At 69.7% G+C, this 26,895-nt stretch carries 28 protein-coding genes and 1 tRNA gene; 9 read left to right on the top strand and 20 right to left on the bottom strand.

All coding sequences use genetic code 11. The annotated features are described in order from the left end of the window. Positions 1-151 precede the first annotated feature (151 nt). The 3 genes from ASC61_RS20450 to ASC61_RS06830 all read right to left on the bottom strand — a co-directional run. Positions 152-1,199: protein phosphatase 2C domain-containing protein (locus ASC61_RS20450; protein WP_157439589.1), on the bottom strand; the 1,048-nt coding region annotated here is incomplete at its 3' end. 3 nt (positions 1,200-1,202) lie between these two features. Next, positions 1,203-1,679 (bottom strand): FHA domain-containing protein FhaB/FipA, encoded by a 477-nt coding sequence (locus ASC61_RS06835; protein ID WP_056210589.1) that lies wholly within the window; start codon positions 1,677-1,679, stop codon positions 1,203-1,205. Further along, complete coding sequence (locus tag ASC61_RS06830) at positions 1,680-2,402, bottom strand: FhaA domain-containing protein (protein ID WP_056210588.1); 723 nt, start codon at positions 2,400-2,402, stop codon at positions 1,680-1,682. It abuts the gene before it with no gap. A 144-nt stretch (positions 2,403-2,546) separates the two neighbouring features. On the opposite strand from ASC61_RS06830, the gene ASC61_RS06825 reads away from it, so the two are divergent. After that, a tRNA-Leu gene (locus ASC61_RS06825) sits at positions 2,547-2,629 on the top strand. An 83-nt stretch (positions 2,630-2,712) separates the two neighbouring features. Here ASC61_RS06825 and ASC61_RS06820 read toward each other — a convergent pair. The 7 genes from ASC61_RS06820 to ASC61_RS06790 form a co-directional block, all read right to left on the bottom strand. After that, positions 2,713-3,282, bottom strand: coding sequence for a dihydrofolate reductase family protein (locus tag ASC61_RS06820; RefSeq protein WP_056210587.1), 570 nt, complete (start codon positions 3,280-3,282; stop codon positions 2,713-2,715). Then, positions 3,279-3,671 carry a hypothetical protein gene (locus ASC61_RS06815; protein WP_056210586.1) on the bottom strand — a complete coding sequence of 131 codons (393 nt, stop codon included), beginning with the start codon at positions 3,669-3,671 and terminating at the stop codon, positions 3,279-3,281. Before ASC61_RS06815 ends, ASC61_RS06820 begins: the two co-directional genes overlap by 4 nt. A gap of 171 nt (positions 3,672-3,842) precedes the next feature. Then, entirely contained in the window at positions 3,843-5,681 is a 1,839-nt protein-coding gene (locus ASC61_RS06810; protein WP_056210585.1) for a phosphoenolpyruvate carboxykinase (GTP), read from the bottom strand. A gap of 101 nt (positions 5,682-5,782) precedes the next feature. Beyond that, a complete protein-coding gene (locus ASC61_RS06805) occupies positions 5,783-6,871 on the bottom strand; it encodes an alanine racemase (protein WP_056210584.1) in 1,089 nt (362 codons plus the stop codon). Positions 6,872-6,891: 20 nt separating this feature from the next. After that, positions 6,892-7,392, bottom strand: a complete 501-nt coding sequence (locus tag ASC61_RS06800) for a mycothiol transferase (RefSeq protein WP_056210583.1) — start codon at positions 7,390-7,392, stop codon at positions 6,892-6,894. Between the two features lie 76 nt (positions 7,393-7,468). Next, positions 7,469-7,765: a DUF4235 domain-containing protein gene (locus ASC61_RS06795; protein WP_200935398.1), complete on the bottom strand. Its 297-nt coding sequence runs from the start codon at positions 7,763-7,765 to the stop codon at positions 7,469-7,471. Between the two features lie 90 nt (positions 7,766-7,855). Continuing rightward, positions 7,856-8,176 carry a WhiB family transcriptional regulator gene (locus tag ASC61_RS06790; RefSeq protein ID WP_442854210.1) on the bottom strand — a complete coding sequence of 107 codons (321 nt, stop codon included), beginning with the start codon at positions 8,174-8,176 and terminating at the stop codon, positions 7,856-7,858. A gap of 69 nt (positions 8,177-8,245) precedes the next feature. On the opposite strand from ASC61_RS06790, the gene ASC61_RS06785 reads away from it, so the two are divergent. Further along, positions 8,246-9,046 (top strand): crotonase/enoyl-CoA hydratase family protein, encoded by an 801-nt coding sequence (locus tag ASC61_RS06785; protein WP_056210580.1) that lies wholly within the window; start codon positions 8,246-8,248, stop codon positions 9,044-9,046. A 34-nt stretch (positions 9,047-9,080) separates the two neighbouring features. After that, positions 9,081-9,845, top strand: coding sequence for a class I SAM-dependent methyltransferase (locus tag ASC61_RS06780; protein ID WP_162243653.1), 765 nt, complete (start codon positions 9,081-9,083; stop codon positions 9,843-9,845). A gap of 16 nt (positions 9,846-9,861) precedes the next feature. On the opposite strand, the gene ASC61_RS06775 is transcribed toward ASC61_RS06780, so the two are convergent. From ASC61_RS06775 to ASC61_RS06755, 5 genes are all read right to left on the bottom strand, one after another. Continuing rightward, positions 9,862-10,557, bottom strand: a complete 696-nt coding sequence (locus ASC61_RS06775) for a DUF998 domain-containing protein (RefSeq protein ID WP_056210578.1) — start codon at positions 10,555-10,557, stop codon at positions 9,862-9,864. Further along, the gene (lysX, locus tag ASC61_RS06770; protein WP_056210577.1) at positions 10,554-13,736 is read right to left on the bottom strand and encodes a bifunctional lysylphosphatidylglycerol synthetase/lysine--tRNA ligase LysX; all 3,183 of its coding nucleotides are present in this window, start codon (positions 13,734-13,736) and stop codon (positions 10,554-10,556) included. The genes ASC61_RS06775 and lysX overlap by 4 nt, the downstream gene beginning before the upstream one ends. Positions 13,737-13,846: 110 nt before the next feature. Further along, complete coding sequence (locus ASC61_RS06765) at positions 13,847-14,119, bottom strand: DUF2277 domain-containing protein (RefSeq protein WP_056210576.1); 273 nt, start codon at positions 14,117-14,119, stop codon at positions 13,847-13,849. A 40-nt stretch (positions 14,120-14,159) separates the two neighbouring features. Continuing rightward, on the bottom strand, positions 14,160-15,284 hold the full coding sequence (locus tag ASC61_RS06760) for a glycerophosphodiester phosphodiesterase (protein ID WP_056210575.1): 1,125 nt from the start codon (positions 15,282-15,284) through the stop codon (positions 14,160-14,162). A 63-nt stretch (positions 15,285-15,347) separates the two neighbouring features. Next, positions 15,348-15,875 (bottom strand): TetR/AcrR family transcriptional regulator, encoded by a 528-nt coding sequence (locus ASC61_RS06755; protein ID WP_056210574.1) that lies wholly within the window; start codon positions 15,873-15,875, stop codon positions 15,348-15,350. A gap of 97 nt (positions 15,876-15,972) precedes the next feature. Here ASC61_RS06755 and ASC61_RS06750 point away from each other — a divergent pair, with 97 nt between their 5' ends. Beyond that, positions 15,973-17,499 carry an MFS transporter gene (locus tag ASC61_RS06750; RefSeq protein WP_056210573.1) on the top strand — a complete coding sequence of 509 codons (1,527 nt, stop codon included), beginning with the start codon at positions 15,973-15,975 and terminating at the stop codon, positions 17,497-17,499. A 29-nt stretch (positions 17,500-17,528) separates the two neighbouring features. After that, entirely contained in the window at positions 17,529-18,392 is an 864-nt protein-coding gene (locus ASC61_RS06745) for a hypothetical protein (RefSeq protein ID WP_157439400.1), read from the top strand. A gap of 22 nt (positions 18,393-18,414) precedes the next feature. Here the strand turns inward: ASC61_RS06745 and ASC61_RS06740 are convergent, their stop codons facing one another. Beyond that, entirely contained in the window at positions 18,415-18,945 is a 531-nt protein-coding gene (locus ASC61_RS06740) for a hypothetical protein (RefSeq protein WP_056210571.1), read from the bottom strand. A gap of 32 nt (positions 18,946-18,977) precedes the next feature. Further along, positions 18,978-19,883 (bottom strand): LysR family transcriptional regulator, encoded by a 906-nt coding sequence (locus ASC61_RS06735; RefSeq protein ID WP_056210570.1) that lies wholly within the window; start codon positions 19,881-19,883, stop codon positions 18,978-18,980. A gap of 72 nt (positions 19,884-19,955) precedes the next feature. Between ASC61_RS06735 and ASC61_RS06730 the strand changes: the two genes are divergently transcribed. Further along, complete coding sequence (locus tag ASC61_RS06730; protein ID WP_056210569.1) at positions 19,956-20,873, top strand: EamA family transporter; 918 nt, start codon at positions 19,956-19,958, stop codon at positions 20,871-20,873. Here ASC61_RS06730 and ASC61_RS06725 read toward each other — a convergent pair. After that, on the bottom strand, positions 20,812-21,363 hold the full coding sequence (locus tag ASC61_RS06725; protein WP_056210568.1) for a TetR/AcrR family transcriptional regulator: 552 nt from the start codon (positions 21,361-21,363) through the stop codon (positions 20,812-20,814). The genes ASC61_RS06730 and ASC61_RS06725 overlap by 62 nt on opposite strands. A 55-nt stretch (positions 21,364-21,418) precedes the next feature. Between ASC61_RS06725 and ASC61_RS06720 the strand changes: the two genes are divergently transcribed. From ASC61_RS06720 to ASC61_RS06710, 3 genes are read left to right on the top strand one after another with little or no spacing between them, the layout of a single operon-like run. Beyond that, positions 21,419-22,960, top strand: a complete 1,542-nt coding sequence (locus ASC61_RS06720; protein WP_082530501.1) for a carboxyl transferase domain-containing protein — start codon at positions 21,419-21,421, stop codon at positions 22,958-22,960. Positions 22,961-22,969: 9 nt separating this feature from the next. Next, positions 22,970-24,823 (top strand): acetyl/propionyl/methylcrotonyl-CoA carboxylase subunit alpha, encoded by a 1,854-nt coding sequence (locus ASC61_RS06715; protein ID WP_056210566.1) that lies wholly within the window; start codon positions 22,970-22,972, stop codon positions 24,821-24,823. After that, positions 24,820-25,734 carry a hydroxymethylglutaryl-CoA lyase gene (locus tag ASC61_RS06710; RefSeq protein WP_056210565.1) on the top strand — a complete coding sequence of 305 codons (915 nt, stop codon included), beginning with the start codon at positions 24,820-24,822 and terminating at the stop codon, positions 25,732-25,734. The genes ASC61_RS06715 and ASC61_RS06710 overlap by 4 nt, the downstream gene beginning before the upstream one ends. A gap of 11 nt (positions 25,735-25,745) precedes the next feature. On the opposite strand, the gene ASC61_RS06705 is transcribed toward ASC61_RS06710, so the two are convergent. Continuing rightward, positions 25,746-26,168: a YunG family protein gene (locus ASC61_RS06705; protein WP_056210564.1), complete on the bottom strand. Its 423-nt coding sequence runs from the start codon at positions 26,166-26,168 to the stop codon at positions 25,746-25,748. A 47-nt stretch (positions 26,169-26,215) separates the two neighbouring features. Then, on the bottom strand, positions 26,216-26,887 hold the full coding sequence (locus tag ASC61_RS06700; RefSeq protein ID WP_056210563.1) for an EcsC family protein: 672 nt from the start codon (positions 26,885-26,887) through the stop codon (positions 26,216-26,218). Between the last annotated feature and the right edge of the window lie 8 nt (positions 26,888-26,895).

The following is a 26,895-nucleotide window of genomic DNA, read 5'->3' as shown; positions in this document are numbered from 1 at the left end:
GCTGGTCGAGCTCGGCCACGGTCTTCTCCGCGTCGGCCTTGCTCGAGGCCTCGATGCCGGCCTCGACCTGCTGGCGACGGAAGTCGGGGAGCGTGCTGAGCTCCACGTCGGTGACCTGTTCGACGTGTTGCAGCGTGATGCCGGGGATGTNCGGCCTGGACGCCCTTGAAGATCGTGACCTTGCCGTCCTGGGCCGCGACGAAGTACTGCTTCTGCGACCAGCTGTAGGCCCACGCGCCGGCGGCGGCGAGGATCACCGCGACGACCACGAGCGCGGCCGCCCACCGGACCCAACGCATACGACTCGGTGGCTGCGGGGCGTAGCGCAGCTCTTCGGGGTCGTAGGAGGACGAGGCCGTGGTGGCAGTGTCGCTACCGCTCGTGCCCTCGCCCGTGCGGGGCCGGGCCTGCCCGGCGGCTGCCCCGACGAGCTGAGGCCGGCCGTCGGCCGAGGACAGCCGGTCGTCGGGCGGCGTGCCGGCCTCGACGAACTCGCCGATCACGACGGTGACGTTGTCGTAGCCGCCGGCCTCCAGCGCCAGGCGTACGAGCTCGGTCGCGGCCATGTCGATCGTCTCGGACTGCAGGGCGCTGCGAATGACCTCGTCGGTCACCATGTCGGTGAGCCCGTCGCTGCACAGCAGGTAGCGGTCGCCGAGCATGGGCTGCACCCAGCTGAGGTCGGCGCCGTTGTCGTCGCGGCCGAGCATCGCGCGCAGGATCAGCGAGCGGTGCGGGTGGACGCGAGCCTCGGCCGGTGAGATCCGGCCCTCGTCGATCAGGCTCTGGACGAACGTGTGGTCCTTGCTGATCTGGGCCAGCTCCCCGCCGCGCAGGCGGTAGACCCGCGAGTCGCCGATGTGCGCGAACGCGAACTTCTCGCCGTCCCAGAGCAGTGCGTCGAGCGTCGTGCCCATGCCCTCGACGGCAGGGTCCTCGGCGATGAGGTCACCGAGTCGCGCGTTGGCCTTGGCGACGGCATCCTCCAAGGCGGCAACCGCGTCGCCGTCGAGGTCGTCGCGGTCGAGCTCGCGGATGATGTGCATGACCTCGGACGACGCGAGGTCGCCCGCCGCCGCGCCGCCCATGCCGTCGGCGATGACAAGCATTCGTGGGCTCGCGTAGCCGGAGTCCTGGTTGCCGGATCGGCGCAGACCGGTGTCGGTGTGCGCGACGTAGCGAAAGGTCAGTGCGGTCATGGGCTACTTCTGCAGCTCGACGATGGTCTTGCCCAGCCGCACGGCGATGCCGAGGCCGATCGGGACGGGCGACGTGATGCGCTGGCTGCCGAGGTAGGTGCCGTTGGTCGAGCCGAGGTCCTCGACGAACCACTGCTCGCCGTTGGTCGCGAACCTGGCATGCCGCGTCGACACGTAGTCGTCGTCGAGCCGGATCGCCGCGTCGGTGCCGCGGCCCAGCAGGATCGGCTTGTCGCCGAGCGGCACGCTCTGCCCGGCGTTGGGCCCGGAGACGACCTGGAGCTTGGTGGGTACGCCTCGGGGTGCCTTGCGGTTCTTGGACTTCGACGGCGCCTTCTGCTTGCTCTTGGCCGGCTTGGGGGCCGACGTCGCCTTGGTGCCGAAGATGTCCGACCGGATGACCGAGACCGCGGACAGCACGAAGAGCCACAGCACGGCGAGGAAGCCGAGCTTGATCAGCGTGAGAGTGAGCTCTGACATCTAGTGGGCCGCCTCGGTCATGCGGATCACGATCACGGTGTTGCCGAGACGGATCTCGGACCCGTCGGTGACGACGCCCGTGGCGACCTTGTGACCGTTGAGCACCACCCCGTTGGTGGAGTTGAGGTCGACGATCGTCACGGTGGTCTCGGCTCCGCTCTGGTGGATCTTGATCTCCGCATGCCTGCGGGAGATGCCCGGGTCGTCGATCTTGAGGTCGGCCTCGTTGCCCCGACCGATGACGACGCCCGGAGGGCTGATGGGGTGCTTCATGCCGTTGACCTCGAGCAGCACGTCGGAGCTGCGGATCGCGGTCTCGGTCATGCGCTGTCCGACGACCGGGGTCACCGAAGCATTGGTCTTGCTGCGTACGCGGAAGCGGCCCGTGCTCAGCTCACCGGTCTTGGTGAACGAGATCTCGAGCGGGCCGGCCATCGTGTAGCGCTGCTCGCTGACGTGCTCCTTGACCAGCGTCGCCAGCTCGTCGGCCAGCGTCGTGCTGAACGGGTTGAGCCGGTCGAAGTCAGGCGGGGACAGCTCGACGGTGAAGACGTTGGGCACGAGCATCCGCTCGCGCGACAGGATGTGCGCCGAGTTGTCGACCTCGCGCTGCAGCGCGGCGGCGATCTCGACGGGCTGCACGGCACTGCGGAACGCACGGGCGAACGCGCTGGTCACCGCGCCCTCGAGGCGTTGTTCGAATCGCTGCAGCACCCCCGCCATCAGCCTCCGCCTTTCCGGTTGTCGTGGTTCTACCCTGCGATCGTATCGGGAGCGGCCATCCCCGCTACTTTGCAGCGGGGGCGGGCGTGAGGAATCGCACCTGAATCAGCCTGTTAGACTTGCGAACCGGTCCTACGGGATCACGCGCGGGTGGCGGAATGGTAGACGCGCTGGCTTCAGGTGCCAGTGTCCGCAAGGGCGTGGGGGTTCAAATCCCCCCTCGCGCACAGAAGACAGCAGGGCTCCGACATGGTTCTTCGTCGGGGCCCTTCTGTCATCTGTGGATCGTTCTGTGTTCGACGACCTGCGGTCACGAGACTCCGGGCGGACCGTCGAGGACGGTCGGGACGTACTCGAGGAGCTGCTGCCCGCCGTCGAACGTTCGCGAGCTCACGAGCTCCAGCCGGACGTCGGGCCACCCGTCGTAGATCCGGTCGTAGCCGGTCGCGCCGTTGACCACCGGGAAGACGACGACCCGGTAGCGATCGACAAGACCGGCGGCCAGCAGGGAGCGGCACAGACTGAGGCTGCCGATGGTGCGCAGCGGCAGCTCGCTCTCCTGCTTGAGGGTTCGCACGGTCTCGATCGCGTCGTCGGAGACCAGCGTCGCGTTCGGCCAGGTGGGTGGCTCCTCCATGGTGTGGGAGAACACGATCGCGCGGCGGCTGGTGAGATCCTCCATGCCGGGTTCTCCGGACTCGGCGAACTGCGCGAATAGCCGATAGGTGGTCGCCCCCATCAGGAGCACGTGCTCGGCCTGTGAGTCCTCGTCCAGCCAGGCGAGGTAGTCCGGACTGCCCATGCCCCACAGCCCGGGCCACTCGTGCGCTGCTCCGAAGCCGTCCAGCGAGGTGATGACGTCCACCGTCAGCTCAGTCATGCTGCTCCCTTCGATCTCACGTGCTCCTGCCGCACCGCGACCACGAAGGCCGCCGTGAACGCCAGGTGCACGACCAGGAACACCCGCGCGAGGTCACGCGCGTCGCCGGTGAGCACCCCCACGACGTCGTTGGCGGCCACGAATCCGAATCCCACCAGGTTGGCCAGGAGGACCGCACGGCGTCCCGGCGAGGGCTGCATCGCGCGCCACAGCCAGTCCAGCACCGCGATGCCCAGGAAGGGTCCGCCGAGCAGGCGCAGCAGGGCGATCAGCTCGGATGACGGATCGTCCGGCACGGCGTCCACGCCGAACTGCGCGGGCACCAGCAGGAGCGCGGCACCGATCGCGGCGAGGTACGCCGCCGCGACCGTCAGCAGGACCTTGACCATGCGCAGCCTTCCTACGGGGACTGCGACAGGGTCCCCCGCCGGTCGCCAGTCCGTCACGCCCGAGGCTCGACCGAGGCAGGAATATTGGGACACCCGTCGACATCGTTGGTCGTTGCCCGGCACGACAGAACCCCCGGACCGTCGGCCCGGGGGTTCTGTCATCCGTACGTCTTACGCCTCGGCGTCCAAGGCGGCCGACACCCGACGGTGCGCCTCCCAGATCGCCTCGGGCATGTTGTCGAACTGCTGGAGGTGCTCCTCGCGGAAGCCCATCTCCTGGCGCCAGCGCGCGTTGTCGATCGACAGGATCGTCTCGAGGTCCTTGTCGGAGATGTCGACGCCGTCGAGGTTGAGCTCCTCGGCGGTGGGGATGATGCCGACCGGCGTCTGGCGACCCGTGACCTCGCCGGCCTTGAGCTGCAGCAGCCACAGGAGCGGGCGGAGGTTGTCGCGGTAGCCGGGCCACAGGTAGTGACCGTCCTCGGGGTCCTTCTGGAACCAGTTGACGTGCGCGAAGATCGGCAGGTCCTTGGCTGCGCCGACGATCTTGAGGTAGTGCTCCGCGTAGTCGCCCTCGCCGTACGCCATGAAGGGGCGGTTGGACATCGGGTCGTAGCGGAGCATGCCCTCGACGCCCTCGGCCGCGGACGTCGCCTCGGCACCCAGCGTGAGGCCGTCGTAGACGCCCTCGGCGAGGTCGGTGATGGCGCGGATCAGCGGCTCGCGGTCGCGTGTGCGACCACCGAAGATGATCGCGTCGATCGGCACACCGGCGGCGGCGTTGTAGTCGTCGGCGATGTTGGGCACGTTGTCGAGCTGCGTCGTGAAGCGGCTGTTGGGGTGCGCCCACGGGCTGTCGTCGCCCGCCTCGCGGTCGGCGATCGGGGCGCCCGTCCAGTCGAGCCAGCCGTCGGTGTCGGCCGGAGGCTGGGGCGTGCGGCCCTCCCACCAGACCTCGTGGGTCTTGGCGTTGTAGGCGATGTTGGTGAAGATCGCGTGCGTGCCCTCGGCGATCGAGGCGAGCGCAGTCGGGTTGGTGCCCTCGTTGGTGTCCTTGGCGACGCCGAAGACCCCGTACTCGGGGTTCATGCCGTAGAGCTTGCCGCTCTCCTCGTCGACCCAGAGCCACGCGATGTCGTCGCCGTAGAACGACACGTGATAGCGGTCGCCCAGCACGTCGGGGGCCAGCATCATGGCGAGGTTGGTCTTGCCCGAGGCACTCGGGAAGCCGCCACAGATGTGGTAGGTCTTGCCGGTCTGCTTGTCCTTGATGCCGATGAGCATGTACTGCTCGGCGAGGAACTTGCGCGACGCCCAGCCGTCGTACGCTCCCTGGCGCAGGCCGTGGGCGATCTTGCCCAGCAGCGCGTTGCCGCCGTAGGACGAGCCGAAGTGCAGGATCGTACGTTCGTCGGCGACCGTGACGAAGTAGCGCTGGTCGTCGGGGGTGCCTTGGCCGAGGTTCTCCAGGTCGCCGGTGACGTGGACGGCGCGCACGAACTGCTCGGGGTCCTCCAGGGCCTCGAGGAACTCGGCGCCGACGCGGGCCATGCGAATCATGTGGAGCACGACGGTGCGGGTGTCGGTGACCTGGACGCCGGCGGCCCACGGGGCGAGCGCGTTGCCGGGAGGGGCCATGAGGTAGGGGATGACGTACATCGTCTTGCCCGCCGAGGCGCCGCGCATGCGGTCCTCCAGCATGGGCTTCATCTCCGAGGCAGGCCGCCAGTTGTTGTAGACGCCCTGATCCTTGGGATCGTTCGTGGCGACGATCGTGCGCTCCTCGGAGCGCGCGGTGTCCTTCACGTAGCTGCGCGAGTAGTAGAGCCCCTCGCCGGCCGGCAGGAGCTCACCGTCCTCGAGCGCCTCGGCGATCAGGCGCGAGTCATCGGCGGCGCTGACCACCTCGACCCGCTCCGCTCCGGTCAGATCGGCCCAGTGCTTCACGTACTCACGCACGTGTGGGTTCTTGATTCCTGCTTCATCCAATGTTGCGTCGACATCAACCATCGCTCGATCATGCCCTCTCCGCTGCAAGAACGCACGGTTCCACGTCACACGTGTGAAATGTCTCGTTATTTGTCTTTGCGGACCACAAATTGGAGCGGTTTTCAGTGCCCGCGGGCCGGCACCGGGACGGTCTCGACGAGGCCCTCCGCGCGTACGAGATGGACCTCGTCGGCGAGGTTCATCATGGTGCAGACGTGGTGCGGGACCACGAGCACGCGGTCGCCGATCGCCGGCGCGGTTGCCGGGTCGTCGGCGTGGAAGACGCCGTGCTCCTCGCTGAGGAAGGCCGGGTGCAGGTCGGGCCGGTGCAGCACGTGGACCCAGTCGTCGCGGCCGAACCCGTCGCTGCTCAGCATCTTGCTGCCCGCGTCGATGACGACCCGGTCCTGCGCCGGCCGGGAGATCACGGTGGCCAGCACGAACGCCGCGCAGGTCTCGTGTGTCGCGACGCCGAGGCGCACCATGTTGGCGTCGTTCATCAGGTACGTGCCGGGGCGCGACTCGGTCATCCCGAGCCCGAACCCGGCGCGGGCCGACGGTGTCGACCCGACACTGATCTCCGGCACGTCGAGGCCGTGGCGGCGCAGCTCCTCGGCCGTACGCACGAGGTCGCCGGCCTCCTCTGCAGCGATGCGCGCGAGGTCGTCCGTGCTCCTCGCGGCATACGCGTGACCGGCGTGGCTCGAGACGCCCACGAGGCGTACGCCGGGGACGGCCGCGATCTGGAGGCCGAGCTCGACGCTGGGAGCGCCGGGCGGCCGGCCGAGACGACCCTGCCCGGTGTCGACCTCGAGCAGGACGTCGAACGGCTGCGAGCCCGCCGCGCGGCCGAGCTGCGTCGCGGCTTCGACCGAGTCGAGCGTCACCCGGATCTCGGCGCGTTCGCGGAGCGCCGCCAGACGCGCAACCTTGTCGGCGGACAGCAACGGGAAGGCCAGCGTCACGCTCGGGCAGCCGGCGTCGATCATGACCTCGACCTCGCGGAGCGTCGCGCAGGTGGCGCCGATCGCCCCGCCGGCGAGCTGCAACCGCATGAGCTCGGGGATCTTGTGCGACTTGATGTGGGGGCGCAGGCGCACGCCGTGTGCGCCCGCGGCGGCGGACATCTCATCGACGTTGCGCTCGACCTGGGCCAGGTCGATCACCACGGCGGGCGTCTCGACGTCGGTGAGCGACTCGGCTGTCAGCATGCAGCCATCATGGCCCGCCGTCAGAGCAGACCGCGTACGTACTCGGCCTGGCCGAGGTGCTTGAGGTCGTCGCCGACCACGCTGATGAGGCGCACGGCGAGGGTCACGGGCGGGTCCCACGAGTCGTCGACGACGCGGTCGAGGTCGGCGTCGGAGAGCCCGTCGACATAGCGGAGCGTCACGTCGGTGACGGCCTGGGCGTAACCGACCAGCAGCTCCGCCTCGACGTGCACCGTGTCGACGTCGTCGCGGCTGTGCCCGTAGCCGGTGGCCCGCTCGTCGAACGGGAGGGCGAACCGCTTGTACCAACCGGCCGAGCTCCAGACCTCGTCCGTACCGGCGGCTTCAGCGACGTGGTTGTCCTGGACGCGCATGAGGTGCCAGACGAGCCAGCCGATCGTGTTGGCGCCGGGGGCGATGCGGTGGCTCAGGTCGGCGGGCGTGAGGCCGTCCACGACCATCCTCGAGCCCTCGTTGATGCGGCCGAACGCGTCGGCGAGGAGCTCGGACGTGGATGTCATGTCGTCACCTCACTGAAAAGCCCACGATAGTGAGGCAACGCCATGACCGTCCTGATGGTTCGCTCGCTGCGCTCGCTCATGAACCCGGCCATTCGCCGGTCACGCGCTGGAAGCCCTTGGCGCCCTGGCGCTGGATGAGGGCCTTGACGCCGGCGAAGATCGCGCCCTGCAGCAGGGCGGCGAGCATGATCTCCTTGAACGCGTACTCCGACTGCAGGGGCGTCGGCGGGTCGGCGTTGTCGCCGCGGCTGACGCGCTTCCACACCTGCTTGAAGATCAGCGAGGCGAGGAGCCCGCCGGCGATCGAGCTGACGATGCCGACGGGACGGTAGAGGATCTTGGCTGAGGTGCTGGGCTGTCGTGCGGCGGGCATACGCATCAGGCCTTCGCGGTCACGTGGCGGATGGACGTGTCATTTCCTTTGTACACCGCAGGTGGCAGCCCGCAGCGTCGGGCGGCGGAGTCAGCTGGCGATCGGCTGGCGCACCAGCGCCGCGCGTTCACTCTCGGTCATCCCACCCCACACCCCGTAGGGCTCCTGCACGGTCAACGCGTGCTCGCGGCAGCGGTCGATGACGGGGCACGTGAAGCACACCTTCTTGGCGTTCTCCTCGCGGCGGGCGCGCTTGGCTCCCCGCTCGGCCTCCGGGGAGAAGAACACCTCGCTGTCGGCACCCATGCACGCCCCCTGGTACTGCCACTCGTAGGTCTCGATGAGCGGGAGCGGGAGCCTCTTGACGTTGACCATGCGGGGGTATTGCCCCCGGGTTGCATTTTCAAACATCTGTGGATGAGACCGGTTCTGTGCTGGTCAGGCGGCTGACGGGCGTACGAGCCGGATAGCCTGACGGGCATGACCGAACCCCGTGTCCTCACCGAGATCGACGGCCCGATCGCGTACGTGTGGCTCAACCGGCCCGACAAGCTCAACGGCGTCGACCTCGAGCTCATCACCGAGCTGATCGCCGCCGCGGAGTCGCTCAGGAGCAACCGCGACATCCGGGCCGTGGTGCTGCAGGGCAAGGGCCGCTCGTTCTGCGCGGGCCTCGACTTCGGTGCCGCGTTCAAGGACAAGAGGCGCGTCGCGCGGTTCTTCTTCGCCGGGCCGCGGTCGCTCAACCGGTTCCAGAAGGTCACCGCCGTGTGGCGGAGCCTTCCGGTGCCGGTCATCGCCGTCGTCCACGGGCACTGCTACGGCGCCGGGCTGCAGCTCGCGGTGGGCGCTGACTTCCGGTTCACCACGCCGGACGCGACCTGGTCGATCCTCGAGGCGAAGTGGGGCCTCGTCCCGGACATGGCCGGCACGGTGCCGTTCAACGAGCTGCTGCCCGCCGACGTCGTGATGCGCCTGTCGATGACGGGCGAGCCGATCACCGGCACCCGCGCCGCCGAGCTGGGCCTGGCGACGGAGGTCAGCGACGAGCCGCTCAAGGCCGCTCTCGCCCTGGTCGACCAGGTCGTCGAACGTTCGCCCGACTCGGTGGCGGCGACCAAGAAGCTGATCTACGCCAACCGCCACCGCAGCCTCCGTGGGGCGTACCGGCTGGAGCGCCGGTTGCAGTCGGCGATGTTCAAGGCCAAGAACACGACGATCGCCCGCAAGGCAGGCACCGCCAAGGAGACCCCGGTCTTCGGGCCCCGAACGTTCGATTGAGAGGTCACGATCGCCGGTTGTTACTGTGGTCGGCGTGACTGAACAACAGCCCTCCAAGAAGGTCGCCAACCAGTACGAGCGCGACTACGACTACACCAAGTACTGGGACAACCGCGACTACGAGAACGCCGCCGAGCACATCGCGATCCGCCGGCTGCTGAAGGGCAACCACTACGGCAAGGCTGCCGACATCGGTGGTGGCTTCGGTCGCCTCTGCATCCTGCTTCGTACGTTCGCCGACGAGGTCACGCTGGCCGAGCCCGCTGCGACACAGCTCGAGGCCGCCAAGAAGGTGCTCGAGGGCACCGACATCAAGCAGGCCCAGATGCAGGCCGACGACCTCAAGTTCGCCGACGGCGAGCTCGACCTGATCACGATGATCCGGGTCATGCACCACCTGCCCGACCCGACGGCGGAGTTCGCTGAGATCTCCCGTGTGCTCGCGCCCGGAGGCACCGCGATCATCGAGGTCGCCAACTACGGTCACTACAAGAACCGTCGCCGGCACAAGAGGGAAGGCACTCCGCTGCCGACCGAGCCGGTCAGCATCCGCACGGTGCGCGCCGACGAGCCCGACGCGATCGCGTTCGTCAACCACAACATCGACACCGTCGTCGGTCAGCTCGGTGCCGCCGGCTTGACGCTCGACGACAAGCTCTCGGTGTCCAACCTGCGGAGCCAGACGCTCAAGAAGGCGCTGCCGACCAAGGTCCTGCTGACGGCCGAGCGCCTCACACAGCGTCGCCTGGCGCGCAGCAACTTCGGTCCGAGCATCTTCCTCAAGTTGCGCAAGTCCTGACCTCACGCTGAGCAGCTCAGTGCACGTGGAGTGACCTCCGGCTGCCACGCGGCGATCGACGCGGTGGCTTGACGAGCTCCACGGGGATGAGCGCGATCCAGAGCGCCATGAGCAGCACCTCGACACGTTGTGCGAGACCCAGCAGCAGGTCGTGCCCGAGGAAGTTGAGCTGGGCCGTCAGGAGCCCGGCGACGACGCTCGCGCAGACCGCGACGGCGCCGAGCACCTCGGCCCGGCCCCGGGTCGCGACCGTCGCCCCACCCGCGCGGAGGGCGATCACGACCGCCACGAGGGCAGCAGCGAAGAACACCTCCTCGCCGAGGCTGGCGTAGAGGTGAGGATCGCCGACCCATCCCCAGGCGTCGTGCGGCGCCGACGTGTTGCAGGCGGCGCCGACCGTCAGGGTGCACGGCAGCGGTGTCAGGGCGTCGAGGATGTTGGAGAGGCCGAACAGCGCGAGCGCCGCCCACGCCGCAACGGCCGGCCGGTCACGACGTGCCACGACCAGGCCGGCCGTCGCGCCGGCCATCACGAGGACTCCGCTGAGGACGTCCAGCGACCGAAACACCTGGTGGTACGGACGTGAGAGCGCCGAGAGCTCGCTGACATAGCTGGTCAACACGCTCAGGTGGACCGGCAGGACCAGCTGGACGACCCAGTTGGCATACAGGAGGCCGCCGGCGAGCAGCAGCAGCCTGACGGCGCGGTTCACAGTCGCGTGCCCGATGGCCCACGCGTCAGCGGGAACGCGATGACGTCGCGGATCGGTCGGCCGGTCAACATCATGAGGAGCCGGTCGACACCGAGGCCGAGGCCGCCGGTGGGCGGCATCCCCCGCTCGAGCGACGCCAGGAACTCCTCGTCGAGCTGCATGGCCTCGACATCGCCTCCGGCGGCGAGCAACGACTGCGCGCGCAGGCGCCGGCGTTGCTCGACGGGGTCGGTGAGCTCGCTGTAGGCCGTCGCGATCTCCATGCCGAACGCGACCAGGTCCCAGCGCTCCGCAATGGCCGGCTCGGTGTCCTTCGAGCGGGTCAGGGGACAGACCGTGGTCGGGAAGTCGGCATAGAACGTCGGCATCGTCGTGGCGGGCTCGACCAGCGCCTCATAGAGCGCCACGACGAGGCTGCCGGGATCGTCGGTGTCGGGCACGGCGACATCGTGGACCTGGCAGAGCTTGGTCAGGAGCGCCGCAGGGGTGTCGAGGTCCACCGTCTCCTGGAGGGCCGCGGAGACTGCCTCGTGCACCGTGACGACGGGCCAGTCGCCGGTCAGGTCGCACCGGCCGTGCACGGGGTGCAGGGCGACGGCGTCGCCGTGGGCCGCGACCGCGGCGTCGAGGATCAGGGACCGGCACAGCGTCCGCATGTCGGCGTAGTCGGCGTGAGCCTGGTACGCCTCGAGCGAGGTGAACTCCGGGTGGTGCCGCCGGTCGATGCCCTCGTTCCGGAACACCCGGCCGATCTCGAAGACCCGTTCCATGCCGGCGACGGAGAGACGTTTGAGATAGAGCTCCGGGGCAATCCGCAGCGTCAGGTCCAGGTCGTACGCGTTGAGGTGCGTCGCGAACGGGCGCGCGTTCGCGCCGCCGTGGACGGGCTGGAGGACCGGCGTCTCGACCTCGGTGAAGTCCCGGCGCTCCATGACGCCGCGGAGGCTACGGATGACCGCGCTCCGGGTGCGGAGCACGTCGCAGGCATCCGCGTCCTTCGACCGGTCGCCAGGGTCGGCCGGGTGGAGGGACTTCGCGCTCATGCGCCACGACGAGGCGAACAGCGACCGGTGCCCGGTGTCGGTGGTCCTCGGGCAGCACGTGAAGTCGACGAGGTCGCCGGTGTCGCAGCTCCGGCGGAAGGCTGAAAGCGCCTCGACCGGCATCCCGTCACGCGCCAGGACCACCTGGACGTCGCCGGTCCAGTCCCGGAGGTCGACGAACACCACGCCGCCGTGGTCGCGAAGGTGCACGATGCGCCCTGACACCGTGACCTGTCCGGGCGCCTCGATCGCGCCGGCGACGGGATGGGGACTGTCGGCGGCCGGATAGGGCGCCATGCCGTACGTCGTGAGCGCGTCGAGCTTGGCGTGCCGGGTCCTGGACCTGACCGGTGGCAGCGGATCGGCCTGCGCTCGAGCGGTCTCCGCAAGCAGATCGGCGGTGATCTGCTCGAGCTGCTCCGCGCTGAGCCCGGGAGGCGCGATGCCCTTCGTGCTGCGCATCCAGGCGGGGATCGTCACGAATCCCTCCGCCATGCCCGAGGCGACGCCGATCCGGGCGAGCATCCGGGCATCGGCGTAGCACAGGAATCGCGGGTTCCACGTCGGCAAGAACTTCACGTTCGAGCGGTACAGCGCCTCGAGCTGCCACCACCGCGACAGCAGGATGAGCAGCCGGCGCCAGACCCGCAGGACCGGCCCCGCGCCGATGCGGTTGCCCTCCTCGAACGCCGCGCGGAACACGGCGAAGTTGAGCGATATGCGCAGCACCGACATCGCCGGACCCTGGCGCGTCAGCTCCGACACCATGAACTCGATGACACCGTTGGGGGCCGCCGGGTCGCGGCGCATGAGGTCGAGGGACATGCCCGTCGGTCCCCACGGGACGAACGAGAGCAGCGCCCTGAGCTCCCCGTCGCCGTCCAACGCCTCGACGAGGACGCACGCGGCATCGGCTGGATCGCCGAGACGACCGAGCGCCATCGAGAACCCTCGCTCCGTCTCGTCCCCGCGCCACTGGTCGGCGCGGTCGATGACGCGCGCCATGTCAGCCGTCGCGACCGAGCCGTGCCGCCGGATGCGGGCGGTGTAGCCCAGGCGCTCGACGCGACGCACCGCCTGGCGTACGACATGCATGTCGGCGCCACGCAGGCTGAATCCGTGGGTCTCGATGATGGCCTCGTCGCCGAGCTGGATGGCTGTGAGACCCGCTCGTTCGTACGCGTGGGCGCCGGCCTCGCTGGACCCCATGACGGCCTGCGCCCAGCCGTGGTCCTCCGCGATGCGCTGCCACGCAGTGATCGCCGCGGGCCAGGACTCGCGATCTCCGATGGGGTCACCGCTCGCGAGGCAGACACCGATCTCGACGCGATAGAGCACCGCCGCGCGACCGTTGGGGGCGAACACGACGGCCTTGTCGCGCCGAGTGGCGAAATAGCCCAGCGAGTCCTGCCCACCGTGGATTCCCAGCAGGGCGCGCAGCGCGCTCTCCTCCGGCGCCGCGAGCTCGGCCCTGAGGGTCTGGCTCTGGAAGATCGTGGCCACTGCCCCGAGTAGGGAGAGCGCGCCGAGCAGTCCGAGGAGGTCACCGACCCACTCGGGTGGCCGGCCGTCGAAGACACCGTTCTCGACGAGGCCGCCGCCGACCTTGTTGAGCGTCCACGACAGCCGCTCCGACGCGGGAAGGTCGCCGTGCACGAGCATGAGGAGCGCCGTCCCAGCAAGCGTGCTGACGGTGATGCCGAGGACGAGCACCACGAGCGCCTTGGCGAACGAGGCCCGCCTCACCGCGGTGGTGAACTGTCGGCGCGCCAACACCACGCCGAGCAGCCCCACGGCAGCGACAGCCGTGCTCGCGACCGACCGCGGACTGACGCCGTCGACCAGCAGCCTGGAGCTCGACAGGTTGACGACCAGGAGGCCGATGAGGACCCACCACGCCGGGCGCTTGCGAGCGGCGACGGCCGCGGCGAGCAGTCCCAGGAACGCGGCCCAGGCGAGGTTGGGCGACAGGAAGAGGACGTAGTCGTCGAGAGCGGTCCAGACGGGCCGGGTCAGGTGACGCAGCGGGACGAACACGGTCAGCACCGCGCAGGTGATGGCCCAGACGCCGAGGAAGACGCCCGCCCAACGAGGCACCCGGGCGGCGCGCGACGGCGCAATTGTGAGACGCGGCATGGTGATCGCCCAATCTGTGACGCGTGGGCGCGGTGCCCCTCGGCCGCGCAATGGCGAGGTTCACGATACGTCGGGGCACCGAACCGGCCGGGCCGCCGACGAGTCGAGGGTCAGGCGGAGGCGAACCTGGCCGCCGAGCGGGCCTTGGCCTTGGCCGCCTCGACCTCGCGGTCCTTGGGCGGCGCGGTCGTCACGAGGTCCTCGAGGAGGTGTCCGGTGATGTGGGCGATCTCGGCGACAGCGCGGTTGAACACCTCTTCGTTGGCCTTCGAGGGCTTGGTCGCCCCGCTGATCTTGCGGACGTACTGCAGCGCGGCGGCCTGGACCTCGTCATTGGTCGCGGCGGGCTCGAAGTTGTGGAGGGTACGAATGTTGCGGCACATGCTCCGACTCTAGAACTCCGAGCCCGCTCGCGACAGGCTTCTAGCTCTCTTCCCACCAGTCGCGCGCGGCATCCGCGCTGTCGGTGTAGTCCGCGAAGACGCCATCGAGCCCGGCCTCGAAGAACGTGTTGAGCTCGGCGAAGATGTCGCCCTTCGCGTTGGGGTCGGTGCCGTCGCGATAGTCGGCCGGCAGGAACTGGTTCTCGTCGCGGAACGTGTAGGCGACGACCTTCAGTCCGGCCCGGTGCGAGTCCTTGACCAGTGGCGTCGGCGACGTCAGGAAGCCCTGGGCGTCACGCGGGATGATGCTGTTCTTCTCCGGCCCGAGCCAGTCCGCGTACGTCGCGACGTCGCGCAGCCCGGCCGGCGTCATGAGGTCGGCGTACGTGCGAGGGTCGCCGGCGGCCTTCAGGTCGTACGGTGCGCCGGTCGCCGAGGTGAGCTGGACCAGCGGAACGCGGGTCTGGCGCGCGAGGCTGCGCAGGTTGCCGGTCTCGAACGACTGGATGACGACCTTGCCGTGCTTGGAGTTGCGGCCGTACCTCGTGAGGGAGCGCAGCAGCGGCTTCTCCAGTGGCAGGCCGATCGACCGGAAGTAGGTCGGGTGCTTGGTCTCCGGCGCCACGCCGATGACCCGGCCGCGCTTGCGGCTCTCGGAGTTCGCCAGGGCGAGGACCTCGTCGAACGTCGGGATCTCGAAGCGCCCGTCGTAGCGGGTGTTGCCCGGGCGCACGGAAGGCAGCCGCTCCTTGGCTCGCAGCGTCTTGAGCTCCTTGAGGGTGAAGTCCTCGGTGAACCAGCCGGTCTCGGCGACGCCGTCGACGGTCTTCGTGGTCTTGCGCTGGGCGAACTCGGGGTGATCGGCGACGTCGGTCGTGCCGCTGATCTCGTTCTCGTGACGGGCGACGAGGACGCCGTCCTTGGTGCTGACGAGGTCGGGCTCGATGTAGTCGGCGCCCAGCTTGATCGCCAGGGCGTACGCGGCGAGGGTGTGCTCGGGCCGGTAGCCCGAGGCGCCGCGATGCGCGAACACCGTGATGGCCTGGTGGTGCGTCGTGGCGGGTGCCTTCTCGGCGGTCGCAGGGACTGCGACGGCACCGGTGGCGATGGCGGCCCCGCCCAGGGCGAGTGCCGTGCGGCGGACGTACGGATGAAGGAGTGTCATGCCTCGAGTGCAGGGGCGCCGGGTGACCTGCCCGTGCACGCGCAGCCGACGCGCGGTGAACTCCTAAAGGACGTCGAGGCGTTTCAGCACGGCGCGGACGTGCTTGAGGGCATTCTTCTCTGTCAGGCCCGTGGTGTCGTCGAAGTAGAGCCCGTCGCCGATGAGCTGGATCGTGCGGGCGAGCGACTCGTCACCGAGGTGCTCGCGCAGCACCGTGAACCAGCCCTCGCGGAGGTCGGCGAGCGCGGCCGAGGCGCGGGAGTCGTTCTCCTGCGCGATGCGGCCGGCGGCGACGAGGGCACGGTCGAAGTTGCTGCCGGTGTTGACCGAGGTGGCGAGGTAGAACTCGACGGGACCCTTCTTGGCAGTGCGCATCTTGGCGACGTCGGCCTCCCCCTGCTCGCGCAGCCGGGTCAGCATGCCCTCGACGAGCTCGTCCTTGCTGTGGAAGTGATAGAGCAGCCCGCCCTTGGAGACCTCGGCCTCCGCGGCGACGGCGTCGAGCGTGGCAGCCCGGCTGCCGGCGGTCACGAGAAGCGTCTCGAACGCGTCGAGCAGCCGATCGCGCGTTGATCGTTCTCCCTGTGACATGCGGCCACCTTACCGAGAGGAATATCACCCGGCTTCGCTTCGTTGACTGTACCGTCTGGACGGTATAGTTGACCGTCTTGTCCGGAAGGAGGACCCCATGACCACGATCGACCCGCGCTACCGCGCCCCCCAGCTCGACGCACCCCGCGCGGGACTGCGTGAGTGGCTGGCCCTGGGCGTCCTCATGCTGCCGGTGCTGCTGACCTCGATCGACAACACCGTGCTGAGCTTCGCCCTCCCGCAGGTCAGCACCGCGCTGCGCCCGACCGGCGAGCAGATGCTGTGGCTCGTCGACATCTACCCGCTGATGCTGGCCGGACTGCTCGTCGCGATGGGCAGCCTCGGCGACCGCATCGGGCGTCGCCGACTGCTGCTCATCGGCGCCGTCGGCTTCGGCGTCGCCTCGGTGTGCGCCGCGTTCAGCCCCAACGCCGAGGCGCTGCTGGCCTCGCGCGCGCTGCTCGGTGTCTTCGGCGCGACCCTGATGCCGTCGACGCTGTCGCTGATCCGCAACATCTTCGCGCACGGCGACGACCGCCGCCTCGCGATCGCCACGTGGGCCTCGATGTTCGCCGGGGGTGCGGCCCTCGGCCCCGTCATGGGCGGCTGGCTCCTCGAGCACTTCTGGTGGGGCTCGGTGTTCTTCATCAACGTGCCGATCATCGCGGTCTTCCTCGTGGCGGCGGTCTTCCTGCTCCCGGAGTCGCGTGACCCGCGCCCCGGCCGCATCGACGCCGTCAGCATCGTGCTGTCGATGACCGCGATGCTGCCATTCGTCGTCGGCATCAAGCAGGTCGCCGAGCACGGGTTCAACGACGCGGCGCTGATCGGCTTCGGGGTCGGCATCGTCAGCGGTGTGCTGTTCGTACGCCGGCAGCACCGCCTCGTCGACCCGATGATCGACATGACGCTGTTCTCCGACCGGGTCTTCAGCGGCGCGATCATGGCGAACCTGCTGAGCCTCATGGGCTACGCCGGGTTCATGTTCTTCGCGGCGCAGTTCCTGCAGCTCGTGGTCGGCCTGTCCCCCCTGTCGGCGGCGACGGTGCTGCTGCCCGGTCTGCTCGTCACCGTCATCGCCGGGTTCGCCGCGGTCCGGCTCGTGCGGGTCTTTCCGGCGCGGGCGCTGGTCGCCGGCAGCTTCGGCCTGTCGGCGGCTGGGTACGCGATCGCCGCCTTCATCGGCACGCCGTCGACGGTCTCGATCCTCATCGCGTTCTCGGTGCTCGGACTCGGGATCGGGCTGGCCGAGACGTTGACCAACGACCTGATGCTGTCGAGCGTTCCGCCCTTCAAGGCGGGCTCTGCATCGGCGATCTCCGAGACGGCGTACGAGGTGGGTGCCGTGCTGGGCACCGCGGTGCTGGGCAGCATCCTCACCTCGACCTACCGGTCGCACCTGACGGTGCCCGCGGTGGCGAAGTGGGGCGAGAACGACCAGACGTTCGAGACCCTCGGAGGCACCGTCGAGTACGCCAAGTTCTACCCCAACGGTGTGGGCGAGGCGATGGTCCGCTCGGCGCACGAGGCGTTCGACCTCGGCGTGCAGCTCACCTCGGCGACGGCGATCATCGTGGCGCTGGCCGCAGCGGTGGTGTCGTGGCGGACGCTCAAGGATGCCTGACCTGACCTGATCGCCCTACGATCGTGGTCATGCGTCGTGCGCTCGCCCTGCTCCTCCTGCTGCCGCTGGCCGCGTGCGGCGGCAGCGACGGGGACGGGTTGAGTGACGTGCCGAAGGGCGTGACGTTCCGGGTCGAGCAGGCACGCCAGGACCTGCAGAACCGTCATTTCCAGCTCCAGGTCGTCAACCACGGGGCCAAGCCCGTCACGGTGTCGGCGGCCCGGTTGACCTCGACCCGGCTCGGCAAAGCGTCCACGTACGAGGGGCCTGCGACGATCCCGGCCGGCGCGACGGTCAACCTGACGATGTCGATGGCACCCGCAAGCTGCCCCACGAAGAAGTCCGGCTCCGGGATCGACGCGACGGCCCGGGTGACGTACCGGGTCGGCGAGGGCCAGGCGCGGACGTCCGTCGTCGAGCCCAAGGACCACTACGGCAGCGTCGCGCTGTTCATGAAGCGCGACTGTGCCGAGAGCACCATCGCCGACCTCACGGTCGACGACACGTTCCCGGTGGAGGGCAAGGGCCGCGACTCGGTGCTCAAGGTCGGCATGACGTTCACGGCTCGCGAGAACGGCGGACCGGTGCGCCTCGGACCGGTCGACGGGACCACGTTGCTCAAGCCGGCGCCCGGGTCGAACATCCGGCACGAGCTCGTCGCGGGCAGCGGGGCGTACCGCACGACCCTGGAGATCATCCCGAACCGGTGCGACATCCACGTCGTCGCCGAGGATCGTACGGGCGCGACGATGCCGCTCCACGTCGACAGCACGCGGTCCGGGCCGGCGTTCTTCTTCCTGCGGTTCACCGAGCCGCAGAAGAAGCAGATCTTCGACTTCGTCGCGAAGCACTGCGGGTTCGGGGTCGAGCAGGATCCGCTCAACGCGCCCTAGACCCCGCAAGGCAAACCGCCACCTAGGCGGGCGCCGCGAAGCCCCGCGCCGTGGTGCCCGACGTGTCGAGGCTGTCGCCGAGCTTGCTCAGGGCGGCGCCGACGTTGCCCAGGATCTCGGCGAGGCCGACCAGGTCGTCCGCGAGACCGCCGAGGCCCGACGTCGTGTCGCGGATCGTCTTGGCCGCTCCGCCCAGCTGCTTCGCCGGGCCGCCCATCATCGGCACCTTCTCGACGTCGTCGGCGGCGTCGGCGACGAACTTCGCGACGCTCGTGAGGTTGTCCGCGATCGAGCCCAGGGTCGTGGCGCTGTTGCCGAGGCGGGTGGTGGCACCCGATCTGCCGTCGGTGCCAACCAGTGCGAGGCCGGCTGCGCGGGCCTGGTCACCGGCCTCGGAGAGGCCACTCGCGAGCGTACGGATGAAGTCGGGGATCTCCTTGGCGAGCTTGGCGCTGTCGGCGAGCTCGTCCTTGTTGTCCCACACCAGGTCGACGACCTGCTGCACCTTCTTGATGTCGAGGTTGCCGCCGAGCAGCTTGCCGAGACTGACCATGTCGCGCTCCTGGATCCGGGTTGCGCGAAATCCTAGGGCACCCGCGGGAACAGGTCCTCGAGCTCGCGATGCACGTGCAGGCGTGCGGGGTTCTCCCGGCTGGAGGCCCGCCACAACGAGCTGACCCGCCGGGTCGGAGTGGGGTCGACGACGGGCACGGCCCGGACCCGGGGCGAGAGCGTCTCGCGGCCGAGACGCGGGACGAGGGCGACCGCGACGCCGTGCTCGACCATCGCGGCGTGGGTCGAGTAGGACCCGTCGAAGTAGCGCATGTCCGGGCGTACGCCGTGCCTCGCGAACATGTGCACGAGCCAGTCGTGGCAGATCGTGCCGGCGGGGGTGGTCACCCAGCGTTCGTCGACCAGGTCCATCGGCGTGACCGAGTCCCGGAGCGACAGCCGGTGGTCCCACGGCAGCAGGACGTCTGCCCAGTCGACGTGGACCTCGTGCTGCTCGAGGGTCGCGGGCAGCTCGAGCGGCATGGTGCTCCAGTCGTGCACGATCGACAGGTCGGTGCCGCCGCGCTCGACGAGCGTGACCGCTTCGCGGGGGTCGACCTCGAGCACCGTGACGTCGAGGTCCGGTGCCGTGGCACGCAGCCGCGCGAGGAGCGGCGCCACGATGCCGCGTGACGCCGTCGAGAACGACGCGATCCGGAACGTGCCGCGGAGCTCTTCGGCTCCGCCGACCGCAAGGTTCTCGACCTGCTCGAGGTCGGCGAGGAGCAGGGACCCGCGTTCGGCGAGCAACCGGCCGCGCTCGGTCAGGATGACGCTGCGACCGACGCGTTCGAGCATCGGCGACCGGCTCTGGCGCTCGAGCTTCTTGATCTGCTGCGAGACCGCCGACGGAGTGAAGTCGAGGGCGGCGGCCGCCGAGACGATGCTGCCGTGGTCGCGCACGGCGATCAGCGAACGCAGCGCTCCGAGGTCGATCATGAAGCAACAGTACGCTGTTGTGTTCAGAAACCGTCGCTGGTGCTTCATCGTTGAGCGCGAGAGACTGGACGCATGTCGCTGAAGCACAGCATGCTCGCCGTCCTCGTGATGGTGCTGTGGGGCGCCAACTTCGTCGTCATCGACGAGGGCCTCGCCGACGTGCCGCCGCTGCTGTTCCTCGCGATGCGGTTCACGTTCGTCGCGCTGCCGCTCGTGTTCTTCGTGCCGCGGCCGAAGGCGGACTGGCGCACCGTCGTGGCGGTGGGTTCGTTCATGAGCCTCGGCCAGTTCAGCCTTCTCTACATCGCCCTCGAGCTCGGCATGCCGGCCGGGCTCGCCTCTCTCGTGCTCCAGGCCCAGGTCATCTTCACCATCGTGATCGCAGCGATCGTCCTCAAGGAGTCACCGTCTCGCCGCCAGGTTGTCGGCGCCTCGCTCGGCACCGCCGGCCTCGTGCTCGTCGTGGTCGGGCACGGAGCGACGGCGCCGGTCGTGCCCGTCCTCGTGATGCTCGGAGCGGCGACGTCGTGGGCGATCGGCAACGTCATCGCCCGTCAGGCCGGGATCTCCTCAGGGTTCTCGCTCGTCGTGTGGTCTGCCCTCGTCGTGCCGCTTCCGGCCCTCGGCCTGTCCCTCGTGGTCGACGGCGGCGGCGAGGTCGGCCATGCGCTGACGCACCTGTCAGCGGTGGCGATCGCCAGCACGGCCTACACCGCGATCGGCGCCTCGCTGGTCGGCTACGGGATCTTCAACAACCTGCTGGCCCGCCATCCCGCGAGCGCGGTCGTGCCGTTCGTCCTTCTGGTCCCGGTCGTGGGCATCGCCACCGCATGGATCGTGCAGGACGAGGTGCCGAGCGTCCTCGAGCTCGTCGGCGGCGCGGTGATGCTCGCCGGTGTCGCTGCGGCGACGATCAGCCGCCGGTCCGTCAGGCGAGCAGAGCCGAGTGCGCCATCGTCGAGAGACGAGCTCGCATCGCCGACTCGCTGATGCGGGCGCTGTGCGGCGTGGAGTTGAGGAGCCCGAACGTCGCCTGCACGACGGCTCGCGCCTCGGCGGCCTCGAGGTCGCTGCGCAGGCGGCGTACGACGTCGACCCAGATGTCGACGTAGGCCAGCTGGAGTGACCTCACCTCCTTGCGTCCCGCGGCGTCGAGGTTGGCCCACTCGCGTTCCTGGATCACGATGAGCGCAGGATGGCCGAGGGCGAAGTCGATGTGCCACGCGATGAGCGCGTCGAGAGCGTCAGCAGGTTCGGCAGCAGCGGCGGCTCGCGCCTGGCCCTCGGCGAGGAGCTGCTCGCTGATCGCCGTGAGCGCCTGCGTGAGGATGTCGTCCTTGCCGGCGAAGTGCTTGTAGAGGGCCGGTCCGGAGATGCCGCACGCGCCGCCGATGTCGTGCACGGAGACGCCGTGGAAGCCCCGCTCGGCGAACAGCGTCGCGGCCGTGTCGAGAATCTGCTGGCGACGTGTCGTGCTCACGCCCTCACTCTAGGCCAGTGGCGGCGAGTGGTTAACGACTGTTAACCTGCTGGGTATGCGTGAACTTGTCGAAGAGCTGCGATCGCGGCTCGCCGCTGCCCGCGTGGGCGGGAGCCAGGCGGCCCGCGATCGCCACGTCGCGCGCGGCAAGCTGTTGCCGCGCGACCGCATCGATCACCTCCTGGACCCGGGCTCGCCGTTCCTCGAGATCGCGCCCCTGGCCGCCGACGGCGTGTACGACGACGACGTCCCGAGCGCCGGCATCATCGTCGGGATCGGCCGGATCAGCGGTCACGACTGCGTCATCGTCGCCAACGACGCGACAGTCAAGGGCGGCACCTACTTCCCGCTGACGGTCAAGAAGCACCTGAGGGCGCAGACGATCGCGGAGCAGAACAACCTCCCGTGCGTCTACCTCGTCGAGTCCGGCGGTGCGTTCATCCCGATGCAGGACGAGGTGTTCCCCGACCGCGAGCACTTCGGCCGGATCTTCTTCAACCAGGCACGCATGTCGGCGCAGCAGATCCCGCAGATCGCCGCCGTGATGGGCTCGTGCACGGCCGGCGGAGCGTACGTCCCGGCGATGAGCGACGAGACCGTCATCGTCAAGGACCAGGGCACGATCTTCCTCGCCGGCCCGCCACTCGTGAAGGCCGCGACCGGTGAGGTCGTGACGGCTGAGGACCTGGGCGGCGGCGAGGTGCATGCCCGGGTCTCCGGCGTCGTGGACCACCTGGCCGACGACGACGAGCACGCGCTGCAGATCGTACGTTCGATCGTCGGGACGCTCGAGCGACCGCCGAGCCCCGAGCCGCCCCACGAGCCGGTGCCGCCGGCCGAGGATCCCGAGACGCTCTACGACGTCGTGCCGGTCGACAACCGCGCACCGTACGACGTTCGTGAGGTCATCCGCCGGATCGTCGACGCGTCCCGCCTCCACGAGTTCAAGCCGCTCTACGGCGAGACGCTGGTGTGCGGCTTCGCCCGCATCTGGGGCTATCCCGTCGCGATCGTGGCCAACAACGGCATCCTGTTCAGCGAGTCGGCGCTCAAGGGCGCGCACTTCGTCCAGCTCGCCAACCAGCGCGGCATCCCCCTGGTGTTCCTGCAGAACATCACCGGATTCATGGTCGGCCAGGAGTACGAGAACCGCGGCATCGCCAAGGACGGCGCCAAGCTCGTCACCGCCGTCGCGTCGTCGGTCGTGCCGAAGTTCACGGTGGTGATCGGTGGCTCCTACGGTGCCGGCAACTACGGCATGTGCGGCCGCGCGTACGACCCGCGGTTCCTCTGGATGTGGCCCAACGCGCGCATCTCGGTCATGGGCGGCGAGCAGGCCGCGGCGGTGCTCGCGACGGTCAAGCGCGACGGACTCGAGGCGCGCGGCGAGGAGTGGTCGGCCGAGGACGAGGCCGCGTTCCGTGAGCCGATCCGCGAGCAGTTCGAGCGCAAGGGCTCTCCTTACTACTCCACCGCGCGGCTGTGGGACGACGGGATCATCGACCCGGTCGACACCCGCCGCGTGCTCGGCATGGGCCTCCAGCTCGCTGCCGCAACCCCGACCCCAGAGCCGAACTTCGGCCTGTTCCGCATGTAAGGCGAGCCGATGACCTTCACGAGTGTCCTGGTTGCCAACCGCGGCGAGATCGCCCGGCGGGTGATTCGGGCCTGCCGTGAGGCCGGGCTGCGGAGCATCGCGGTCTACTCCGACGCCGATGCCGACGCCCCCTACGTACGCTTCGCCGACGACGCGGTCCACCTCGGTCCGACGCCGGCGACCGAGTCCTACCTGTCGATCGAGCGTGTCCTGGCGGCAGCCAAGGAGTCCGGCGCCGAGGCGATCCACCCCGGCTATGGCTTCCTGTCCGAGCGCGCCGAGTTCGCCCGGGCCGTGGTCAATGCAGGCCTGGTGTTCATCGGACCGACCGCCGACGTCATGGACGCGATGGGCCGCAAGGACCGGGCGCGGGCGATCGCCGAGCGGGCGGGCGTACCGGTCACGCCGCAGTTCGACGCCGACGCCGTGCCGGCTGACGCCTACCCCGTGCTCGTCAAGGCTGCCGCCGGCGGCGGTGGCAAGGGCATGCGCATCGTCCGTGAGGCCTCCGGCCTGGCTGCGGCGATCGATGCTGCCCGGCGCGAGGCCGCATCGGCGTTCGGCGACGACACGCTGCTGGTCGAGAAGTACGTGGAGGCCGGTCGGCACGTCGAGGTGCAGGTCTTCGGCGACACCGCCGGCAACGTCGTGCACCTGTTCGAGCGCGACTGCTCGGTGCAGCGGCGTCATCAGAAGGTCGTCGAGGAAGCGCCGGCCTACGGGCTGACCGACGAGCTCCGCCGTACGCTCCACGACTCGTCCGTCGCGCTGTGCCGCGAGGTCGGCTACACCGGCGCCGGCACCGTCGAGTTCCTCGTCGCCGACGGCCGATCCTACTTCTTGGAGATGAACACGCGCCTGCAGGTCGAGCACCCGGTCACCGAGGAGATCACCGGGCTCGACCTCGTCCAGTGGCAGCTGCTCGTCGCTGCGGGACAGCCGCTGCCGCTCGCCCAGGACCAGATCACGGCGACGGGTCACGCGATGGAGGTCCGCGTGTACGCCGAGGACCCCTACGCCGGGTTCCTGCCCCAGGCCGGTCACGTGCTCGACGCCGCCTGGCCGGAGGACGCGCGGGTCGAGACCGACCTGGGCGCGGACCAGGAGGTGTCCACGGCGTACGACCCCATGCTCGGCAAGATCGTCGTCGCCGGCACCGACCGCGAGGACGCCCGGCACCGCATGGTCTCGGCCCTCGACGACACCGGGATCTTCGGGGTGACGACGAACCTGGGCTTCGTACGCCGACTGGTCGCGAGCCGCGACTTCGCCGTCGGTGAGGTGCACACCGCGTGGCTCGACAGCGACGCGTCGATCGACCTGCTGACCCCGCCCGAGCTGGCGGCCGACGCAGCCAAGGCGGCGGCGCGACTGTGGGCGAGCTTCACGCATCCCGAGGGCGGCTCGCCGTGGTCGGCCAACGACGGCTGGCGCGCCGGCGCCGACCCGGCGCCGACCCGCGTCGTGCTGGTCGACGAGGCGGGCAGGTCCTGGGAGTTCACGTTCACGAACGATGAGGGGGCCGCCCCGGGTTTGCTGGCGATCGCCGATCGGGAGGGGCTGACGATCGCCTGGCAGGGCCACAACTGGCGGCTCGACACTCCTGACCCGATGCGCGGCGGCCACCATCTCGGTGCCTCCACCGACGCCGACCTGGTCTCGCCGATGCCCGGCACCGTGCTCAAGGTCGATGTCGCCGAGGGAGACACCGTCACGCTCGGCCAGCAGCTGGGCGTCGTCGAGGCGATGAAGATGGAGCTCGCCCTGCAGGCGCCCTACGACGGCGTGGTGTCCCACGTCGGCGTCGCCGTCGGCGACCAGGTGCCGATCAAGCACCTGCTCTTCACGGTGGATCCGGCATGAGCGTCGTGCGCGACCCGGCACTGCCGGCAGCCGTCACGATCTACGAGGTCGGGCCGCGCGACGGGCTGCAGAACGAGTCGGCGATCGTGTCGCTCGACGACAAGGCGGAGTTCATCACCCGCCTCATCGCAGCGGGGCTGCCGGTCGTCGAGGCCACGAGCTTCGTCCACCCGAAGTGGGTCCCGCAGCTCGCCGATGCCGCCGACCTCGTCGCCCGGCTGCCGCTCGACGGGCCGACGCCGCTGCCGGTGCTGGTGCCGAACGAGCGTGGCCTGGACCGGGCGCTCGAGGCCGGTTGCAGCCACATCGCGATCTTCGGCAGCGCGACCGAGACGTTCGCCCAGAAGAACCTCAACTCCACGCTCGACTCGCAGTTCGCGATGTTCGAGCCGGTCGTCAGGCGGGCGCGCGACGCCGGGCTGGACGTCCGGGCGTACGTGTCGATGTGCTTCGGCGACCCGTGGGAGGGCGACGTGCCGATCGAGCAGGTCGTCACCACCGGCACGCAGCTGCTCGACCTCGGTGCGACGCAGCTGTCGATCGGCGACACGATCGGCGTCGGCACGGCCGGGCACGTCGGGGCACTGATCGAGGCGTTCGACGCGGCGGGCGTCGGCGTCGACCGGCTGGCGATGCACTTCCACGACACCTACGGCCAGGCGCTCGCCAACGCCCACGCCGCGCTGCGCCACGGCATCACGACGTTCGACGCCTCGGCCGGAGGGCTCGGGGGTTGCCCGTACGCCGAGAGCGCCACGGGCAACCTGGCGACCGAGGACCTCGTGTGGCTGCTGACCGGCCTCGGGATCGAGCACGGCGTCGACCTCGAGGCGTTGGTGCGCACGAGCGTGTGGATGTCGAAGGTGCTGGGCAAGGAACCGGCCAGCGCCGTGGTGCGGGCCCTGCGCTAGGCCCCCAACGGCTACGCCCTGGTGTGTTGGGGGGACCCCCACGACTGGGCGAGGCGCGCCGACACGCGCGCGGACAGCAGCGCGTACTGCCGGTCGAGCCGCGTCGGGCCCGTCGGTCGCAGGACGTCGATGCCGCCGACGACGTGCTCGCGCGGGCCGAACTGCTCAAGGGTGAGGTCGACCTGCTCGCCGTCCGGCAGGCGGTTCCACCAGTGGAAGTCGACCCGCTCCATGGCCCCTGAGCCTGTCAAGGGCTCGACGAAGACCTCGCCGGTCACCAGCGAGCCACCGAAGAAGTCGTGCAGCACCAGCGCCGTCGTCGCGCACTGGCCACGGGCCGGGTTGTCGGGTGTCCAGTCGGCGACGTCCTCGGGCGCGCAGGTGTCGGGGCCCCACGACTCGCGCAGCGCGAGGATCACGGCTTCGAGCGTCATGCGTACGACGGTAGGTGCGAGGTGTGACAGTCGCCGGGCAGGCGGCCTCAGCGAAGGCGGCGGTCGCGGAGCTCGTCGGCGGCGAACTGACCCACGTGCCACGTCGCCAGGGCATCGCTCGACCCGCCGACGGCGCCGCCGAGCAGCGGGATGCGGCGGCCGATCAGCGTCACCGCTCGCCGCCCGGCCGTACGCGCGACGAGCTCGGCGGTCACCTCACGCGACAGCGTCTCGTCGAGGACCGGGTCGTGCACCGGGGAGGTGGCGAGCGCCATCGGCGACGAGGGCAGCTTGTGCCGCTTGACCAGCCCCGACACGGCATCCTCGCCGAGCATGCAGGCGAGGATCGCGTTGCGCACGCGCGGATCCTCGAGGTCGTAGCCGCGCAGATGCGCGATGCCCGCGACGAGGTGGCACTGCACGACGGTCACGCCGACGACGTTGGCCGGCACCGACACCGCGAGCGTCGAGAAGCCGCCGAGGTTCGTGACGAACCCCTGCACCCCTGCCAGGCTCGCGTGCATCCGGATCAGTAGGCGAATGGCCTTCTCGACGTCACCGCCGTGGTCGACCAGCTTGGTGTCTGCCGACGCCGCAGCCGACCGCAACGGACCGATGCCGTCGATCGCGTGGTCGAGGACCGTACGGACGTAGCCGGACGCGACGGCTGGCGCGAGCTTGGCCCCCGCGGACAGGGCGACGGTGCGGCGTACTCCCATCCGTCCAG

The sequence above is a fragment of the Aeromicrobium sp. Root344 genome (assembly GCF_001425755.1).
Taxonomy (GTDB): domain Bacteria; phylum Actinomycetota; class Actinomycetes; order Propionibacteriales; family Nocardioidaceae; genus Aeromicrobium.
The sequence above is the reverse complement of the archived record's forward strand: the minus strand, read 5'-3'. Positions and strand labels throughout refer to the sequence as shown.

Bases quoted from the DNA above. Each gene is read 5' to 3' on its own strand.
- ASC61_RS06810 (WP_056210585.1), bottom strand. From the start codon at position 5,681: ATGGTTGATGTCGACGCAACATTGGATGAAGCAGGAATCAAGAACCCA.
- ASC61_RS06820 (WP_056210587.1), bottom strand. From the start codon at position 3,282: ATGACTGAGCTGACGGTGGACGTCATCACCTCGCTGGACGGCTTCGGA.
- ASC61_RS06785 (WP_056210580.1), top strand. From the start codon at position 8,246: ATGACCGAACCCCGTGTCCTCACCGAGATCGACGGCCCGATCGCGTAC.
- ASC61_RS06835 (WP_056210589.1), bottom strand. From the start codon at position 1,679: ATGTCAGAGCTCACTCTCACGCTGATCAAGCTCGGCTTCCTCGCCGTG.
- ASC61_RS06705 (WP_056210564.1), bottom strand. From the start codon at position 26,168: ATGACGCTCGAAGCCGTGATCCTCGCGCTGCGCGAGTCGTGGGGCCCC.
- ASC61_RS06755 (WP_056210574.1), bottom strand. From the start codon at position 15,875: ATGTCACAGGGAGAACGATCAACGCGCGATCGGCTGCTCGACGCGTTC.
- ASC61_RS06750 (WP_056210573.1), top strand. From the start codon at position 15,973: ATGACCACGATCGACCCGCGCTACCGCGCCCCCCAGCTCGACGCACCC.
- ASC61_RS06710 (WP_056210565.1), top strand. From the start codon at position 24,820: ATGAGCGTCGTGCGCGACCCGGCACTGCCGGCAGCCGTCACGATCTAC.
- lysX (WP_056210577.1), bottom strand. From the start codon at position 13,736: ATGCCGCGTCTCACAATTGCGCCGTCGCGCGCCGCCCGGGTGCCTCGT.
- ASC61_RS06805 (WP_056210584.1), bottom strand. From the start codon at position 6,871: ATGCTGACAGCCGAGTCGCTCACCGACGTCGAGACGCCCGCCGTGGTG.
- ASC61_RS06735 (WP_056210570.1), bottom strand. From the start codon at position 19,883: ATGATCGACCTCGGAGCGCTGCGTTCGCTGATCGCCGTGCGCGACCAC.
- ASC61_RS06795 (WP_200935398.1), bottom strand. From the start codon at position 7,765: ATGCCCGCCGCACGACAGCCCAGCACCTCAGCCAAGATCCTCTACCGT.
- ASC61_RS06800 (WP_056210583.1), bottom strand. From the start codon at position 7,392: ATGACATCCACGTCCGAGCTCCTCGCCGACGCGTTCGGCCGCATCAAC.
- ASC61_RS06830 (WP_056210588.1), bottom strand. From the start codon at position 2,402: ATGGCGGGGGTGCTGCAGCGATTCGAACAACGCCTCGAGGGCGCGGTG.
- ASC61_RS06790 (WP_442854210.1), bottom strand. From the start codon at position 8,176: ATGTTTGAAAATGCAACCCGGGGGCAATACCCCCGCATGGTCAACGTC.
- ASC61_RS06815 (WP_056210586.1), bottom strand. From the start codon at position 3,671: ATGGTCAAGGTCCTGCTGACGGTCGCGGCGGCGTACCTCGCCGCGATC.
- ASC61_RS06720 (WP_082530501.1), top strand. From the start codon at position 21,419: ATGCGTGAACTTGTCGAAGAGCTGCGATCGCGGCTCGCCGCTGCCCGC.
- ASC61_RS06740 (WP_056210571.1), bottom strand. From the start codon at position 18,945: ATGGTCAGTCTCGGCAAGCTGCTCGGCGGCAACCTCGACATCAAGAAG.
- ASC61_RS06730 (WP_056210569.1), top strand. From the start codon at position 19,956: ATGTCGCTGAAGCACAGCATGCTCGCCGTCCTCGTGATGGTGCTGTGG.
- ASC61_RS06700 (WP_056210563.1), bottom strand. From the start codon at position 26,887: ATGGGAGTACGCCGCACCGTCGCCCTGTCCGCGGGGGCCAAGCTCGCG.
- ASC61_RS06745 (WP_157439400.1), top strand. From the start codon at position 17,529: ATGCGTCGTGCGCTCGCCCTGCTCCTCCTGCTGCCGCTGGCCGCGTGC.
- ASC61_RS06765 (WP_056210576.1), bottom strand. From the start codon at position 14,119: ATGTGCCGCAACATTCGTACCCTCCACAACTTCGAGCCCGCCGCGACC.
- ASC61_RS06760 (WP_056210575.1), bottom strand. From the start codon at position 15,284: ATGACACTCCTTCATCCGTACGTCCGCCGCACGGCACTCGCCCTGGGC.
- ASC61_RS06715 (WP_056210566.1), top strand. From the start codon at position 22,970: ATGACCTTCACGAGTGTCCTGGTTGCCAACCGCGGCGAGATCGCCCGG.